Source organism: Kitasatospora sp. NPDC058162, assembly GCF_042884005.1.
Classification (GTDB): Bacteria; Actinomycetota; Actinomycetes; order Streptomycetales; family Streptomycetaceae; genus Kitasatospora.
In genome coordinates this window covers 64,492-77,550 of sequence record NZ_JBHVUS010000010.1, presented here as the reverse complement: position 1 = coordinate 77,550, position 13,059 = coordinate 64,492, and the positions used below count along the sequence as shown (strand labels likewise).

Genomic DNA, 13,059 nt, shown 5'->3' with positions numbered 1-13,059 from the left:
CCGCCGAACCTGCTCGAGTCCCCGATCCGACCGGACTGTCCGTTTCGCGCGCCTGTGTCAGGCTGGTGAGGGAGCACCGCCGAGATCGGGAGGCTCGTGATGGCCGAGATCAGGGTGAACGGGGTCGGGCTGCACTACGAGGCCCAAGGCGAAGGCCCCGGGGTCGTCCTGGTGCACGGCAGCTGGACCGACGGTGACTCCTGGGCCCGGGTGATGCCGGGCCTGGCCGAGTCCACCACCGTCGTCGCCTACGACCGCCGGGGCCACAGCCGCAGCGAGGACCCGCTGACCCAGGGCTCGGTCCACGAGGACGCCGCCGACCTGGCCGGGCTGATCGAGGGCCTCGGGCTGGCGCCGGCCTTCGTCTGCGGGAACTCGTACGGTGCGCTGATCGCGCTGCGGCTCGCCTCCGTCCGGCCCGACCTGCTGCGAGGGGTCGCCGTGCACGAGCCGCCGGGCACCGGCATCCTGCTCACCGACCCGGAGCTGCGGCCGATCGCCGCCGCACTGGCCGGCCGGACCGCCGCCGTCCGGGAGCTGCTGGAGCAGGCGGAGTCGGCCGCGGCGGCGGAGCTGTTCGTGGAGACGGTCGCCTTCGGGCCGGGGGCGTGGGCGCAGCTGCCCGCGCCGGTGCGGCACACCTTCATCCGCAACGCCCCGACCTACCTGGACGAGTTGCGGGACCCGGACGCGCTGGACCTGGACCTGACCGCGCTCGGCGGCTTCAACGAGGCCGTGCTGCTCACGCAGAGCGACGACAGCCCGCCGATGTACGGCGAGGTGCTGGACATCATCGACCTCACCCTCACGAAGGCGGAACGGCACCTCTACCAGGGCGCCGGCCACGCTCCGCACCTTTCGCAGCCGGAGGAATGGGTGCGGGTGGTGCTTCCGCGCGCGTTGGTGTGAGACCGGCCTGAGGGGCGCGGGATCAGGCGTACGCGCTCGCTCATGCGGGTGTCGTCCCGTGCTCCTCAGCGCGCCGTCACCAGCTCCTCCCCGCGTGGCGTCCGTCGGTACAGCACCTCCCGCCCGCTGCGCACCCGGCTGACCAGGCCCGAGCGGTGCAGCACCCCCAGGTGGTACGAGACCGTTCCGGCGCTGAGGAAGTGCCGGGCGGCCAGCGCCGCGGTGGTCGTCGGGTCGACCAGCGCGGCCAGCAGGTCCGCCCGGGTCGGCCCGACCAGCTGGGCCAGGGCGGGCGCGGGTGCGCGGAGCACGGGCACGGACGGTGCGATCGGGTACATGAGTGTCGGTGCCCGGTCAAGGCCGTCGACCGGGTCGAGGATCACGTGGATCTCCTGGCTCACCAGTGTCGGCATCAGCAGCACCATGCGGGCCGGCAGGCACACCTCGAACCGGCTCTCCAGCTGGATCAGCCCGTCCGCCCAGGAGAGCTGCGGCGCCAGGGAGTTGAACAGCGAGCCGGAGCCGTGCCGGGCGAGGAAGCGGCCGCGCCGGTCGATCTCGGCGTCCAGTACCGCCCGGGCGTCCGGCCAGTGCGGGGCGAGCGCTGCCTCCCAGTAGCGGCCCAGCTCGTCCGCCACCCGTTCGGCGAAGTAGCGCGGGCCGCGCTCCAGCGTGCGCAGCACCACGTCCGACAGCTGGCGGCCACTCAGATTCGCTGCCGCCAGGCCGTGCAGAGCGGTGTCCAGCTCGGCCCGCACCCGCTCCGGTGGGGTACGGCGGACGGCTTCCAGCTGCTCCGCCACCGTCGGCTCGGGGCCGGTCGGGTGGGGGGAGAGGAAGTCGGGGATGTAGCCGCCCGACTGTTCCAGGGCCAGCCCGGACAGCAGTTCCAGCTTCTCCCGGCGCAGCACCCGGCGGGTCCGGCCGACCCAGGCGTACGGGCCGGTACGGGAGTTGGCGCCGCTGGCCATCAGGGTGTTGACGGCCTCGTGCAGCGGCGAGACGACGAACCGGGTGCGGGCGAGCCCGGTCGAGTCGATCGTGAGCCGGATCATGCCGCCACTCCTCTGTTGAATCGCTGAGCTGCTGAACTGCTGGACCGCTGAACTGCGGAACTGCTGACCTGCCGGAACGGTCGGGTTTGTCGCCCTTTCGGTCGTCAACCCTTCGACCCTGGTCGAATCCTGGCACGAATGCTCGCCATCGAAGTCGCCCGGGCGCAGGCTTCTCCCGTGACCGCGTCAGCACGGACGCGGCGCGAGCGGAAGGAACCCCGACGAACATGACGAGCACGCGCGGCCGCATCGCCGCCCTGCTGGGCGCCGTCGCGGTGGTCGCCGGCACCACACTCGCCGGCCCCGCCGTCGCGGCCCCGGCCCAACCGGACCGGCACGGCGGAGGCATCACCGGGCAGGCACCCTGCCAGGGCGCGCCCGAATTCACCTGCGGGACCATCACCGTGCCGCTCGACCACAGCGGCCGGACCCCCGGCACCCTCCAGCTCGCCGTGGCGATGACCGGCAACGCCGACGCCCCCAAGGGCGACCTGCTGTTCCTCGCCGGCGGCCCCGGCCAGCCCGGCGTGCCGCTGATCCGCCGGATCGCGAGCAAGCTGGAGCCCGTCCTCAAGGACTACCGCCTGATCATGTACGACCAGCGCGGCACCGGCGAGCGGGCCCTGCAGTGCCCCGGCCTCCAGGAGGACATGGGCTCCTCCGACCTCGCCGTGCCCCGCAAGCAGTCCATCGCCGACTGCGCCGCCGCCCTCGGCCCGAACGCCCGCTACTACAGCAGCGCGGACACCGTCGGCGACATCGACCTGCTGCGCCAGGCCCTCGGCGACCACCGGCTGACCTTGGACGGCGTCTCCTACGGCACCTTCGTCGCCGAGCGCTACGCCCTCGCCCACCCGGCGCACGTGGACCGGCTGGTGCTCGACTCGGTGGTGCCGCAGGGCGGTTACGACCCGATGGACCTGGTCGCGCTGCCCGCCACCGCCCGGGTGCTGCGCGCCGCCTGCCAGGCCACCGGCTGCACCACCGACCCGGCCGCCGACCTGGCCACCACCGTGCGGAAGTACGGCAACGGGGCGCAGATCCTGGACGCGCTCACCAGCTACGAGTTCGCCGACCCCAACTACGGCGGGGTGCCGGAAGCCCTGCACGAAGCCGCCGGCGGCAACCCGCAGAAGCTCCAGTCCTTCATCGACGACGTCCACAAGAACGACGCCGCCCCGGCCGAGCTGCTCAGCCAGGGTCTGCACGCCGCCACCCTGTGCGCGGACGGCCGCTACCCGTGGGGCTCCGGGGACACCCCGGTCGAGGGCCGGGCGGCCGCACTGGAGGAGACCCGGCAGGACCTGACGGCCGAGGAGACCTGGCCGTACGACCCGGCGACCGCGACCGGGCTGGGCAGCCTGCTGGTCTGCCTGGACTGGCCGCGCGAGCAGGTGCCGCCACTCCCGCCGGCGCACCGCAAGCTGCCCAACGTGCCGGTGCTGCTGATCGGTGGCGACCGGGACCTCTCCACCCCGTACGAATGGCTGTACCAGCAGGCGAAGTTGACGCACGACCCGCAGATCGTGATCGTCCCGGGCGCCTCGCACTCGGTGCAGACCCGGGCGGCGAACCCGGCCGGGCGGCAGGCGGTCTACGACTTCCTGCTGAAGTAGCGGGCCGTGGGTCGGTGGCGGACCGTTCCGCACAGGGGACGGAACGGCCCGCCACCGCCTCAGAGTTCGGCCGCGCCCCAGCCGTCGTCGGGGAGGGCGGGGTCGGGCTCCGGGCAGTCGGGGTGGTCGTAGCCCCAGAGGCCGACCTTGTGCAACAGCCAGTCGTCCAGCGGCGGTTCGTCCGGGGAGAACCGGTCGACCAGGACGAAACCGACCCGGACCTCCTCGGCCGGCGCCACCTCCAGGGTGCGCTGGCCGGGGATGTTCTCGTAGGTCACCGTCTCCCAGGCGCAGCCGGCGGCGGTCAGCGAGGCGGCCAGTGCGGACTCGGTGACGCGGGTGTCGATGGTGTCCAGCTCGCCGAACGGCTGGGGGAGTTCGAGCTCTCCGTGCCAGGCCGGAAGGGAGAAGGAGCGCAGCCGGCGGCAGCGGCAGAACACCGTCCAGGCGTCGCCCCAGCCGAAGGCGTGCGGCCAGCGGGAATCCTTGTGGAGGCGCCCGGCGTCCCAGGGATCGCCGTAACGGGCGGCGAGTTCGGGCAGCGAGGCGCCGTAGCGCAGATCGCTGTAGTCGCCGGTGACGGCGAGCCCGGTGAGCTGTGCCAGGAAGTCCATCACGACAGGCATCCGCGCACCGCTTCGATCAGCCGGTTGGCACGGGCGTCGCCGTGGCCGATCATCCGGTTCGCGACGTAGCCGAAGCCGACGCCGAACTCGTCGTCGCCGAAGGCGAACTGGCCGCCCGCGCCGTCGTTGCCGAAGCTGCGCGCGCCGAGCAGCGGACGGAAGGCGGGGGAGTCGAGCAGCAGGCCGGAGCCCCAGCGGGCGCCCATGTCGAAGCCCAGGAAGCCCTGGCCGGAGGAGAGTTCGCGCACCGCGTCGGTCACGGTGTCGGCGGAGAGCAGGCGGGACCCGCCGTCCAGCCCGGTGGCCGCGGCCGCGTAGAGGCCGGCCAGCCCGGTGGCGGAGGCGACCGCGCCCGCGCCGGGAAGCTCGATCGCGTGCAGGGCCGGGTCGTTCCAGCCGTGCGGCGCGTCCAGGCCGGGGAAGACCAGCGCGCCGTTCATGGTGACGATCCGGGTCAGCAGGTGCTCCGGCCCGGGCATCGGGCGGCGGCCCTCGGCCTCCACCAGCCTGGCCAGGCGCGGGAGTTCGCCATCCGGCAGGCCGATCCACAGCGGCAGGCCGAGCGGCTCGGCGATCTCCTCGCGCAGGAACGCGCCCGGGGTCAGGCCGGTGATCCGGCGGATCACCTCGCCGACCGCGAAGCCGAGCACATGGCCGTGGTACTCGTAGGTCGTGCCCGGCTCCCAGATCGGCTGCTGGGCCTCGATCGCGCGGATCACCGGCTCCCAGGCGGCGACCTCCTCGAAGGGCAGCACCGCGTCCAGCGCCGGGATGCCGGCCCGGTGGCCGAGGATCATCCGGGTGGTGACGTCCTGCTTGCCGTGGCGCGCGAACTCGGGCCAGTAGCGGGCGATCGGGGCGTCCAGGTCGAGTCGGCCCCGCTGGGCGAGCAGCAGGGCGCTGATGCTCACCGCGCCCTTGGCGCAGGAGAACACCGGGACGACGGTGTCCTGCGTCCAGGCCCGGCCGGTGCGTTCGTCGGCGGTGCCGCCCCACAGCTCGACCACCTTGCGGCCGCCGACGAACACCGTGACGGCGGAACCGAGTTCGGGGAAGTCGGCGAAGTTCTGCGCGAAGGCGTCCGCGACGGCGCCGTAGTGATCGTCGGCCCAGCCCTGGTACTGCTGCATGGTGTGTGCCCGCCCTTCCCTGCCAAGATCATCGACCGGACCACGGTACGGGCTGGATCGGGCCAGGGCGACCGGTTTTGGCCCGGTCGGGGCGGATGGGGCGGAGTAGGGCGGGTGTGACGGACTCGTGGTCCCCGCTTCGGTCACGGACCGTAGGGATTCCGTCGTCCATGTGGACGAGTGGCCGGGCCGGGGCGGTGCCCCTCTGCTCAGATGTTGGCAACTGCCCGAGAAGCGTGAGGCATCCGGTCCTTCGGGCGGCCCGTGAGTTCCCTGAGGAGTGCCATGCGGATTCTGCGGTGGCATCCAGAACATCAACGCCGGCAGCCCCAACCCCGTCCCCGGCTGCATCGGCTGACGTACGTCAGGAGGGCCCGGCAGCCGTTTGCTGCCGGGCCCTCGTGGGGTGTGTGCGGTGTTCAGCCCCAGGTGCGGGAGCACAGCACCAGGCGGTAACCGTCCGGGTCGGCGATCGTTGCGCCGTGCTCGTCCCAGTACGGGTTGTGTGCCGGTACGCGGGTGCCGCCGGCCTCGACCAGACGGTCGATCAGGGGCTGGTCGACGGGGCTGCCGAGGTAGACGACGAACAGGTCGTCGACGGTGGGGGTGGGCTCCAGCGGGTGCTCCGGGTCGTGGGTGAGCTCGAAGTGCCAGGCGCCGCCCTTCGGGCCGACCATCACGAGGTCGTGTTCTCCCGGGACGCGTTCGGCGGTGCGCCACAGGACGTCCAGGCCGAGGCCGTCCACGTAGAAGCGTTCGGCGGCCGCGAGGTCGCGCGAGGGGCGGGCCACGCGGACGTGGGTGGTGGAGTCGATCACGCCGTCGCCTCCAGGGCAGCGCGCCAGACGGGGCTGTCGACGTAGTGGTTGTCGAAACGCTCTGCCGACTCGGCGATCTCCTTGGGGTCCGCCTCGCCGCGCATGACCCGGCCGAGTAGGCGCAGGTAGTCGAACCTGCCCATGCCGGGGGTGAACACGAACAGGACGTCCGCCTCGCAGCCGGGTGCGGCGGCGAAGGCGTGCGGGGTGTGCGGTGGCACGGCCAGGAAGTCACCGGCGCCCAGCACGGTGATCTCCTCGCCCACCAGTACCTGAAGGGAGCCGCTGATCACGAAGAACAGCTCGGTCGCCTTGGTGTGGAGGTGCGCGGGCGCCCCGACGGCGCCCTTGGCGAAGGTGGAACGGTAACTGGTGAAGCGGTCGGCCGTGCGGTCCGAGTCGGCGAGCAGGGTCATCACGCTGCTGGGATCGGCGCAGGTCTCGGCTTCGGCGTGACGGGTCAGCACCGGCTCGAACGGCGCGAGGGGGAGGGGCATGGCTGTGCTCCTGATGGGTGGCGTGAATGGTCGTCGCGGTGAGTTCGCCCCGATGGCGGGGCCTGCGGCCCGACGTTTCGCAATGCCGGAAACACTACGTTGCTTTCCAAAAGCTGACAACGAAATCTTCGCCCAGAAACGACATCAATGCAGGTCATGGCGTAATGATCATTGCAAAGCCCTCCCGCTTAACGCAACGATGGAGCGGTCGTTCGTTGCAATGAATTGAAGGTGAACGCTATCCATGGCCGTCGGGTGATCGCACCTCCCGAGGCGAGGGCGGGTCTCCGCGCAGGACGTCGGTTGGGCCGACTTCCTGTGTCGGCCGAAGGCACTCGAACGGCTCTCGCGGCGCGACGCCGGTCTGCGGGTGGGGTGGGGTGAGGGGTGGGTGACCGGCACCTGTTCGCCCTACTCATATCGGAGTGATCTGCATGCACCGCGTTCTTCAGCGCGTCGCCCTCGTGGCCGGCCTGTTGCCGGTCGCGCTGGGCCTGGCCGTCGTGCCCGCGACCGCTGCTACCCCTACCGGGACTCCGGCCGTTGGCCGTGCGGCCGTAGCCGCCGATCGGGACGACTTCCGGCACGTCCAGTTGCCGTTCTCCGGCACGCTCGTCGGCGTCACCGAGCACATCAACGTTCAGGGAACGCTCGATGTGCGGGTCCGGACGGCGGTCACGAACGACTCGGTCAACGTCCACATCCTTGCCCGGCTGATCGACACGACCGGCATCGGCGTGACCAGCGGGGGCACCTACCGGTTCGTCGGCGCCGACACCTTCTTCAAGGAGTTCCCGCCGCAGCCGGTCCGGGTGACCTTCAGCCCGACCTTCCTCGAATTCCCGCCGACGCCGATCGTTCCGCCGAATCCGGTCGTGCCGCCGACTCCGATCAAGTTCCTCACCCTCAGCACCTCGATCGGCGGGGACGGTGCCATCGGTGCCGTCAGCCTCGCCTTCAACGGCGGCGACGGCACCACCTGACAGTGAGGGCCCGGCAGTTGTTGCTGCCGGGCCCTCCTGAGGGTGGGGTCGTTAGGCGGTGAAGCGGGGGTCGCGGGCTTCGATGGCCTGGACGAAGGCGGTCCATTCGGCTTGGTCGAAGGCGAGGTGGGGGCGGTCGGGGTCCTTGTCGTCGCCGACCCAGACGTCACCGTTGTCGAAGCGCGCGATGACCACGCAACTGCCGTTGTCGTCGCCGGAGAACGGGGACTTGACCCACGCGGCGTCGGCGGGGTCGTGGTCGTAAGGGTCGTGCCGGTCGCGCATCGGGGCCTCCCAGTCGAGGTCTATGCCGGAGCGGGTCTCAGCGATCCTGCCACCGCTCGAACGGGATCCGGGCGATCTCGCGCGTTTCGCCCGCGGTTCCCCACTCGTTCCGGCCGAGCCGGGACAGCGGCCGCAGCCTGGTGATCTCCGGGTGACCGTCCACCAGGACGGCGTCGTCGACCACGGCGTGCACGACCCGGCCGAACACCACGGTCGAGTCGCCGAGGCCGAGCGTGCTGTGCAGGCGGCACTCCAGTGCCACCGGGGAGGCCGCCACCCGAGGCGGCTTGACCAGCAGGGACGGTTCCTGGGCGATGCCGACCGCCTCGAATTCGCCCTGCTCGGGCGGGAAGTCCGTGCCCGTGGCGTTGATCTCCTCGAACAGCTGCTCCGGCGCGAGGCTCACGACGAACTCGCCGGTCGCCTCGACGTTGCGCAGGGTGTCCTTGCGGCCGACGGACGTGAACTGCACGATCGGCGGCTCGACGGCGGCGATGGTGAAGAACGAGTGCGGGGCGAGGTTCGCCGTACCGGCGGCGGAGACGGTGGACACCCAGGCGATCGGGCGGGGGACCACGACGGCCGTGAGCAACCGGTAGAAGGCGTTGCTGGTCATGGTGTCTGGATCGAAGTCGACGCGCATGGGATCCAGTGTTCCAGCGGGTGAGCGTGCCGCCGTACGGGGGAGCGGGTTTCGGCGCAGGAAGTCGGATGGGCCGACTTCCTGTGTCGGCCGAAGGCGACTCGATCAACGTGCACATCCTTGCCCGGCTGATCGACACGACCGGCATCGGTGTGACCAGCGGGGGCACCTACCGGTTCGTCGGTGCGGACAACTACTTCAACGAGTTTCCGCCGGTGCCGATCCGGGTGGCCTTCACCCCGACCTTCCTCGAAATCCCGCCGGTTCCGATCATCCCGCCGCGGCCGATGAGGGCCCTCACCCTCAGCACCTCGATCGGCGGGGACGGTGCCATCGGTGCCGTCAGCCTCGCCTTCAACGGCGGCGACGGCACCCCGTGACAGTGAGGGCCCGGCAGTTGTTGTTGCCGGGCCCTCCTGAGGGTGGGGTCGTTAGGCGGTGAAGCGGGGGTCGCGGGCTTCGATGGCCTGGACGAAGGCGGTCCATTCGGCTTGGTCGAAGGCGAGGTGGGGGCGGTCGGGGTCCTTGTCGTCGCCGACCCAGACGTCACCGTTGGAGAAGCGGGCGAGGACCACGCAGTTGCCGTTGGAGTCGCCGGAGAACGGGGACTTGACCCAGTTGGCGTCGGCAGGGTTGTGGTCGTACGGGTTGTGCTTCTCGCTCACGTGATCTCTTCCAACTTGCGTTCAAGGGCGGCAATCGTGGTGTCCGGCGAAAGCGCACATCGCTTCAGCCGGGCGAAGGCTCGCTCGGCTCGGCGGACCTCGCGCCCCGATTTACGCGGGAGCATACCTCCGACCGCTTCGACGAACGCGAAGCCCTCTCCTGGCTCTCCCGGAAAGCGGAGGAGTGTCAGTCCAGAAGCCAGAATCCCGGGGCGTCCGGCGCTGAGCGGAACCATGCGGAGGGTGACATTGGGGTACTGGGCAACCTTGATGACGTGCTGGATCTGGCCAGCAAGAACCTCTTCGTCACCACCGACCAGCAGAGCCACCTCGCCGAAGTAGGCGTCGAGCGTAAGTAGCGGAGCTTCGGTCAGACGGCGCTGGCGCAGGACGCGGATCTCGGCAGCTGCTTCGTTCTGGTCCTCGCTGAGGCCGTCAAGGCCAGCGGCGATCACTTCCCGGGCGTAGTCCTCGGTCTGCAAGAGGCCAGGGAACGCTGACAGGTAGTAGTCGAGCATTTGAGTGGCATCTGCCTCAAGACTGAGGAACTCGGCGAACGCTGAGCTGATGGTGTCGGCAAACTCGTGGTCCTGCCACCACTGCCTTGATGGGGCATCAGTGGCGAGAGCCTCGATCTCGGCGCGCTCCTCGCCAGTGATCCCGCAGTGATCCAGGAATATCGCCAAGTCGGCTGCGGTCACCGGCAGCAACGCTCGCTCGATCTTGCTGAGTCGAGCCGGGTTCCAGCCCTTCAGGCCGGCGGTCACCTCGGCGAGTGTCTTGTTGTTCTCCGTCCGCCACAACCGAAGTTCGTCTCCCAGGCGGATCTGCCTGATCGCTGACGGGTCGTTGCTCAACACGCCTCCCTCCCTTGGTCCGTGTCCAGTCTCGCTGGCGGCGCAGCGAGGGCTCAACCCAACCACAAGATCAACTAATTTATTTTTTGCTTGCTCGCGTTCGGGTTGCAAATTCGATTTTCGATGCCCCACACTCAACGTGACCGCACGAACACGCCACTGAAGGTGTGGGGTGACTCATGTCCACCTTGCGTAACCCGGTCCTCCGAACCTGGGAGACCTCCCTCACCGAGCACTCGACCTCGGTCCGTACCGCCCGCCGCCTCATCCGCGACCAGCTGTCCACCTGGGGCTGGGGCGGCGACCCCGTCGACGACCTCGTCCTCATCGCCAGCGAGCTCGTCACCAACGCCGTCGTCCACGCCTGCCAGGGCCACGGCGAAGTCCGGCTCTACCTCCAGGAGTTCGACGGCGACTGCCGCCTCGAAGTCTGGGACCCGCGCGGCGACCTCGCCCTCCGCGCTCCCCACCCCCGCCGCTTCTCCGAGGGCGGCCGGGGGATCGAACTCGTCCGCCGGCTGGCCTTCGACTTCGGCGTCATCGGCCGCCGTGACACGGGCAAGCGGGTCTGGGTCCGCATCCTCCTCGGCCCGTCCGACAGCCTTCCCTCGCCCGGGAGTTGATCCCCCATCAAGCTCTCCACCACGGCGGCGATCACCGTCGCCAGCCTCGCCCTCGCCTGCTTCGCCGCGGAACTCGTTCCGCCCCGCGAGCCGGCCACCGCCGACGTCGTCTGGTGGACCACCCTGGCCGCCGCCCTGATGACCGGCCTCAACCGTCACAACAACGACGGCCCCGACGACGACGATTGACCGAGGTCAAACCCCGATGACGACCATGCACCCCGCCGCGATCGCCTACCGCGACCCGGCGGCCCTCCTCGCCCGCTGCGAGATCGGCAGTGTCCGGCGCCTCGACCGCGAACCCGGCTACGAGACCGGCGCCGTCCTCCCCGTCGGCGACTGGTCCCCGCTCCCCGCCGACCACCCCGAGCGGTACGCGCCGAGCGTCTTCACCCGGGACAGCGGGCTGATCGAGCTCTTCCGCCTCCCCGCCACCGTCGCCGACCGCCACGCCCTCGGCGTCCTGGTCGCCGAACTCGGCGACCCGCACCCGGTCTTCCTCGGCGAGACCGACGACCCGCCCGGCGAACCCGTCACCCACCGCCTGCCGGGACTCGACGGTCTGCGCCTCGGACTGCACGTCGACAACCACCAGAATCTGCCGTACGCCGTCCGCGACACCGCCCGCCGCCGACTCTGCGTCAACCTCGGCCCCGGCGGCCGCTACCTCCTGCTCTCCACCGTCGACATCAAGTCCGTCTGCCGGACCGTCCAGGACCGTTACGAGACCTGCCACCCCCACACCAACGACCTCCGGCTGTTCCTCGACCGGCAGAGACCGCTCAGGGCCTTGCGCATCCGCATCGACCCGGGCGAGGGCTGGTTCGCCCCGACCGCCGTGCTCCCGTACGACGAGTCCACGGAGGGGCAGGTGCTGCCGTCCGCCACCGCCTCCTGGCTCGGCCACTGGGAGCGCGGGCTGTTCGGCCCGCTGATCTGACCGTGCGTCGGTCACTCTCCGTACAAGCGGCGCGGGAGGGGGCGGGCGCACCCGGTGCCGTTGCGTGTATTGGGGTGCGGCAATCCTGAGGGGCGCGCGCAGGCCGGTGCGCGCTCCCTGCTGCCCGCACATGTATCCGAACTCAAGCCGGCCGTATGGCCACATAGCGGGCCCGCGCCGAGAAGGCGAGGGCCCGCAGGCTTTCATCGAAGGTGCGGTCCGTCTTCACCGTATCCAGGTTCGTGAGCCGAACGACCTTTCCCCCCTGGAAATGGGCCGCATTGATGCGATCCGCACGGTCGGAATTTCTCGCGCCTGCCGGATGTCGATCGGTGGTTCCGGTGCGACAGTGCGAAGGTGCGGGCGGGCGCGGGGCGGCGCAGGCTGGAGGGAGCGTGACGGCCCGGCCGAGCCGGCTCGGGCCGCAGGTTCGGAAGGGGAGGCTTCCGATGAGCAGACTGGTGGAACAGATCGATATCGACGCCCCGGCCGACCAGGTCTGGGCACAGCTGAACGAATTCGACGCGTATCCGCAGTTCGTGGACGGTGTGCGCAGCGCGTTCGTGGACCGTGGCGACCGGGCGCGCTTCGAGGTCAGCATCGGCGGCGAGCAGCGCGAACTCATCTCCGAGCTCAACCAGCGGACCAACGAGCGGGAGCTGGGGTGGCGGACGATCAGTGGCAGCCCCGACCTGAAGGGCGCCCTCGCCGTGCGGGAGGTGGATGCCGGACACTGCGAGCTGCAGGCGCGGCTGGAGTACGACGGGGACGAGCTGCGGGAGGCGTTCGGCGGCCCGAAGGGGTTCGCTCAGGTGCGCGCGGTCGAACAGGCGGTGCGGACGGATCTGGAGCACTTCAAGGAGCTGGTGGAGAAGAGGTAACGGCGTCACCCCGGCTCCTCGGGTGGTCGACTCCTCAGCCCCGGGCACCGGGCTGTGCAGGACCACAGTGCGGGGTGGCGGCGGTCGGCATGAGGGGATTTTCGCCGGGCCGGGGCCGGTGGGGCGGATGGGAAGGCCGGGACCCGGCTCAGTCCGCGACGGGGTCGTACAGCGGCAGGAAGTTGACCACCGCCTCCTCGTACGGGTGGACGGCCCGTACGGCCCTCAGCACGGCGGCGGCCTGGCGCTGCTCGCAGACGGATTCGACCCGGACCTCCTCGGCTGTGTGGATCTCGCCCGCCGTGCCCTGGTAGGGCCGGGCGGCGGGGGAGGGCAGCCAACTGCCAGTGATCCGCCAGACGCTGGTGCAGCGGGCGTACTCGCCGACCCGGCCCGCGCCGGCGGCATGGAGGGCGTCGACGACCTGCTCGACGTGGCTCTCCGGGACGGATATCTCGATCTTCAAGCGCGTCATGCCGGGGACTCTAGCGGGCGGCCGCGGTCGGGCGGGAAGCCCGGTGTGCGAGTGGG

Annotated in this window: 17 protein-coding genes; 7 read left to right on the top strand and 10 right to left on the bottom strand. The window is 70.8% G+C overall.

The window, feature by feature from the left end; all coding sequences use genetic code 11:
• Positions 1 to 99: 99 nt before the first annotated feature.
• Positions 100 to 909 carry an alpha/beta fold hydrolase gene (locus ACFVXG_RS21065; RefSeq protein WP_387929588.1) on the top strand — a complete coding sequence of 270 codons (810 nt, stop codon included), beginning with the start codon at positions 100 to 102 and terminating at the stop codon, positions 907 to 909.
• Positions 910 to 974: 65 nt separating this feature from the next.
• Here the strand turns inward: ACFVXG_RS21065 and ACFVXG_RS21060 are convergent, their stop codons facing one another.
• Positions 975 to 1,964, bottom strand: a complete 990-nt coding sequence (locus ACFVXG_RS21060) for a helix-turn-helix domain-containing protein (protein WP_387929586.1) — start codon at positions 1,962 to 1,964, stop codon at positions 975 to 977.
• Positions 1,965 to 2,191: 227 nt separating this feature from the next.
• On the opposite strand from ACFVXG_RS21060, the gene ACFVXG_RS21055 reads away from it, so the two are divergent.
• On the top strand, positions 2,192 to 3,580 hold the full coding sequence (locus ACFVXG_RS21055) for an alpha/beta fold hydrolase (RefSeq protein ID WP_387929584.1): 1,389 nt from the start codon (positions 2,192 to 2,194) through the stop codon (positions 3,578 to 3,580).
• Positions 3,581 to 3,639: 59 nt separating this feature from the next.
• Here ACFVXG_RS21055 and ACFVXG_RS21050 read toward each other — a convergent pair whose 3' ends face one another.
• From ACFVXG_RS21050 to ACFVXG_RS21035, 4 genes are all read right to left on the bottom strand, one after another.
• On the bottom strand, positions 3,640 to 4,206 hold the full coding sequence (locus ACFVXG_RS21050; protein WP_387929582.1) for a hypothetical protein: 567 nt from the start codon (positions 4,204 to 4,206) through the stop codon (positions 3,640 to 3,642).
• Entirely contained in the window at positions 4,194 to 5,336 is a 1,143-nt protein-coding gene (locus ACFVXG_RS21045) for a serine hydrolase domain-containing protein (RefSeq protein WP_387929580.1), read from the bottom strand. The genes ACFVXG_RS21050 and ACFVXG_RS21045 overlap by 13 nt, the downstream gene beginning before the upstream one ends.
• A 419-nt stretch (positions 5,337 to 5,755) precedes the next feature.
• Complete coding sequence (locus ACFVXG_RS21040; RefSeq protein WP_387929578.1) at positions 5,756 to 6,154, bottom strand: VOC family protein; 399 nt, start codon at positions 6,152 to 6,154, stop codon at positions 5,756 to 5,758.
• Complete coding sequence (locus ACFVXG_RS21035) at positions 6,151 to 6,651, bottom strand: cupin domain-containing protein (protein ID WP_387929576.1); 501 nt, start codon at positions 6,649 to 6,651, stop codon at positions 6,151 to 6,153. Before ACFVXG_RS21035 ends, ACFVXG_RS21040 begins: the two co-directional genes overlap by 4 nt.
• A gap of 434 nt (positions 6,652 to 7,085) precedes the next feature.
• Here ACFVXG_RS21035 and ACFVXG_RS21030 point away from each other — a divergent pair, with 434 nt between their 5' ends.
• Complete coding sequence (locus ACFVXG_RS21030) at positions 7,086 to 7,634, top strand: hypothetical protein (RefSeq protein WP_387929574.1); 549 nt, start codon at positions 7,086 to 7,088, stop codon at positions 7,632 to 7,634.
• Positions 7,635 to 7,685: 51 nt separating this feature from the next.
• Here ACFVXG_RS21030 and ACFVXG_RS21025 read toward each other — a convergent pair whose 3' ends face one another.
• Positions 7,686 to 7,919 (bottom strand): DUF397 domain-containing protein, encoded by a 234-nt coding sequence (locus ACFVXG_RS21025; protein WP_387929572.1) that lies wholly within the window; start codon positions 7,917 to 7,919, stop codon positions 7,686 to 7,688.
• 37 nt (positions 7,920 to 7,956) lie between these two features.
• The gene (locus ACFVXG_RS21020) at positions 7,957 to 8,562 is read right to left on the bottom strand and encodes a flavin reductase family protein (RefSeq protein ID WP_387929571.1); all 606 of its coding nucleotides are present in this window, start codon (positions 8,560 to 8,562) and stop codon (positions 7,957 to 7,959) included.
• A gap of 68 nt (positions 8,563 to 8,630) precedes the next feature.
• Here ACFVXG_RS21020 and ACFVXG_RS21015 point away from each other — a divergent pair, with 68 nt between their 5' ends.
• Positions 8,631 to 8,942: a hypothetical protein gene (locus ACFVXG_RS21015; RefSeq protein ID WP_387929569.1), complete on the top strand. Its 312-nt coding sequence runs from the start codon at positions 8,631 to 8,633 to the stop codon at positions 8,940 to 8,942.
• A 51-nt stretch (positions 8,943 to 8,993) separates the two neighbouring features.
• Here the strand turns inward: ACFVXG_RS21015 and ACFVXG_RS21010 are convergent, their stop codons facing one another.
• Both ACFVXG_RS21010 and ACFVXG_RS21005 read right to left on the bottom strand, forming a co-directional pair.
• Entirely contained in the window at positions 8,994 to 9,227 is a 234-nt protein-coding gene (locus ACFVXG_RS21010; protein WP_387929567.1) for a DUF397 domain-containing protein, read from the bottom strand.
• Complete coding sequence (locus ACFVXG_RS21005) at positions 9,224 to 10,087, bottom strand: helix-turn-helix domain-containing protein (RefSeq protein WP_387929565.1); 864 nt, start codon at positions 10,085 to 10,087, stop codon at positions 9,224 to 9,226. The genes ACFVXG_RS21010 and ACFVXG_RS21005 overlap by 4 nt, the downstream gene beginning before the upstream one ends.
• A gap of 176 nt (positions 10,088 to 10,263) precedes the next feature.
• On the opposite strand from ACFVXG_RS21005, the gene ACFVXG_RS21000 reads away from it, so the two are divergent.
• The 3 genes from ACFVXG_RS21000 (at position 10,264) to ACFVXG_RS20990 (ending at position 12,528) form a co-directional block, all read left to right on the top strand.
• The gene (locus tag ACFVXG_RS21000) at positions 10,264 to 10,707 is read left to right on the top strand and encodes an ATP-binding protein (RefSeq protein ID WP_387929563.1); all 444 of its coding nucleotides are present in this window, start codon (positions 10,264 to 10,266) and stop codon (positions 10,705 to 10,707) included.
• Positions 10,708 to 10,912: 205 nt separating this feature from the next.
• Positions 10,913 to 11,647 (top strand): hypothetical protein, encoded by a 735-nt coding sequence (locus tag ACFVXG_RS20995; RefSeq protein ID WP_387929561.1) that lies wholly within the window; start codon positions 10,913 to 10,915, stop codon positions 11,645 to 11,647.
• Between the two features lie 449 nt (positions 11,648 to 12,096).
• Positions 12,097 to 12,528 (top strand): SRPBCC family protein, encoded by a 432-nt coding sequence (locus ACFVXG_RS20990; RefSeq protein ID WP_387929559.1) that lies wholly within the window; start codon positions 12,097 to 12,099, stop codon positions 12,526 to 12,528.
• A 148-nt stretch (positions 12,529 to 12,676) separates the two neighbouring features.
• On the opposite strand, the gene ACFVXG_RS20985 is transcribed toward ACFVXG_RS20990, so the two are convergent.
• Entirely contained in the window at positions 12,677 to 13,003 is a 327-nt protein-coding gene (locus ACFVXG_RS20985) for a hypothetical protein (protein WP_387929557.1), read from the bottom strand.
• Positions 13,004 to 13,059: the final 56 nt, after the last annotated feature.

Coding starts and splice junctions, on each gene's coding strand:
- ACFVXG_RS21015 (WP_387929569.1), top strand. CDS start 8,631: ATGGGCCGACTTCCTGTGTCGGCCGAAGGCGACTCGATCAACGTGCAC.
- ACFVXG_RS20985 (WP_387929557.1), bottom strand. CDS start 13,003: ATGACGCGCTTGAAGATCGAGATATCCGTCCCGGAGAGCCACGTCGAG.
- ACFVXG_RS20995 (WP_387929561.1), top strand. CDS start 10,913: ATGACGACCATGCACCCCGCCGCGATCGCCTACCGCGACCCGGCGGCC.
- ACFVXG_RS21045 (WP_387929580.1), bottom strand. CDS start 5,336: ATGCAGCAGTACCAGGGCTGGGCCGACGATCACTACGGCGCCGTCGCG.
- ACFVXG_RS21035 (WP_387929576.1), bottom strand. CDS start 6,651: ATGCCCCTCCCCCTCGCGCCGTTCGAGCCGGTGCTGACCCGTCACGCC.
- ACFVXG_RS20990 (WP_387929559.1), top strand. CDS start 12,097: ATGAGCAGACTGGTGGAACAGATCGATATCGACGCCCCGGCCGACCAG.
- ACFVXG_RS21050 (WP_387929582.1), bottom strand. CDS start 4,206: ATGCCTGTCGTGATGGACTTCCTGGCACAGCTCACCGGGCTCGCCGTC.
- ACFVXG_RS21000 (WP_387929563.1), top strand. CDS start 10,264: ATGTCCACCTTGCGTAACCCGGTCCTCCGAACCTGGGAGACCTCCCTC.
- ACFVXG_RS21055 (WP_387929584.1), top strand. CDS start 2,192: ATGACGAGCACGCGCGGCCGCATCGCCGCCCTGCTGGGCGCCGTCGCG.
- ACFVXG_RS21025 (WP_387929572.1), bottom strand. CDS start 7,919: ATGCGCGACCGGCACGACCCTTACGACCACGACCCCGCCGACGCCGCG.
- ACFVXG_RS21065 (WP_387929588.1), top strand. CDS start 100: ATGGCCGAGATCAGGGTGAACGGGGTCGGGCTGCACTACGAGGCCCAA.
- ACFVXG_RS21030 (WP_387929574.1), top strand. CDS start 7,086: ATGCACCGCGTTCTTCAGCGCGTCGCCCTCGTGGCCGGCCTGTTGCCG.
- ACFVXG_RS21060 (WP_387929586.1), bottom strand. CDS start 1,964: ATGATCCGGCTCACGATCGACTCGACCGGGCTCGCCCGCACCCGGTTC.
- ACFVXG_RS21020 (WP_387929571.1), bottom strand. CDS start 8,562: ATGCGCGTCGACTTCGATCCAGACACCATGACCAGCAACGCCTTCTAC.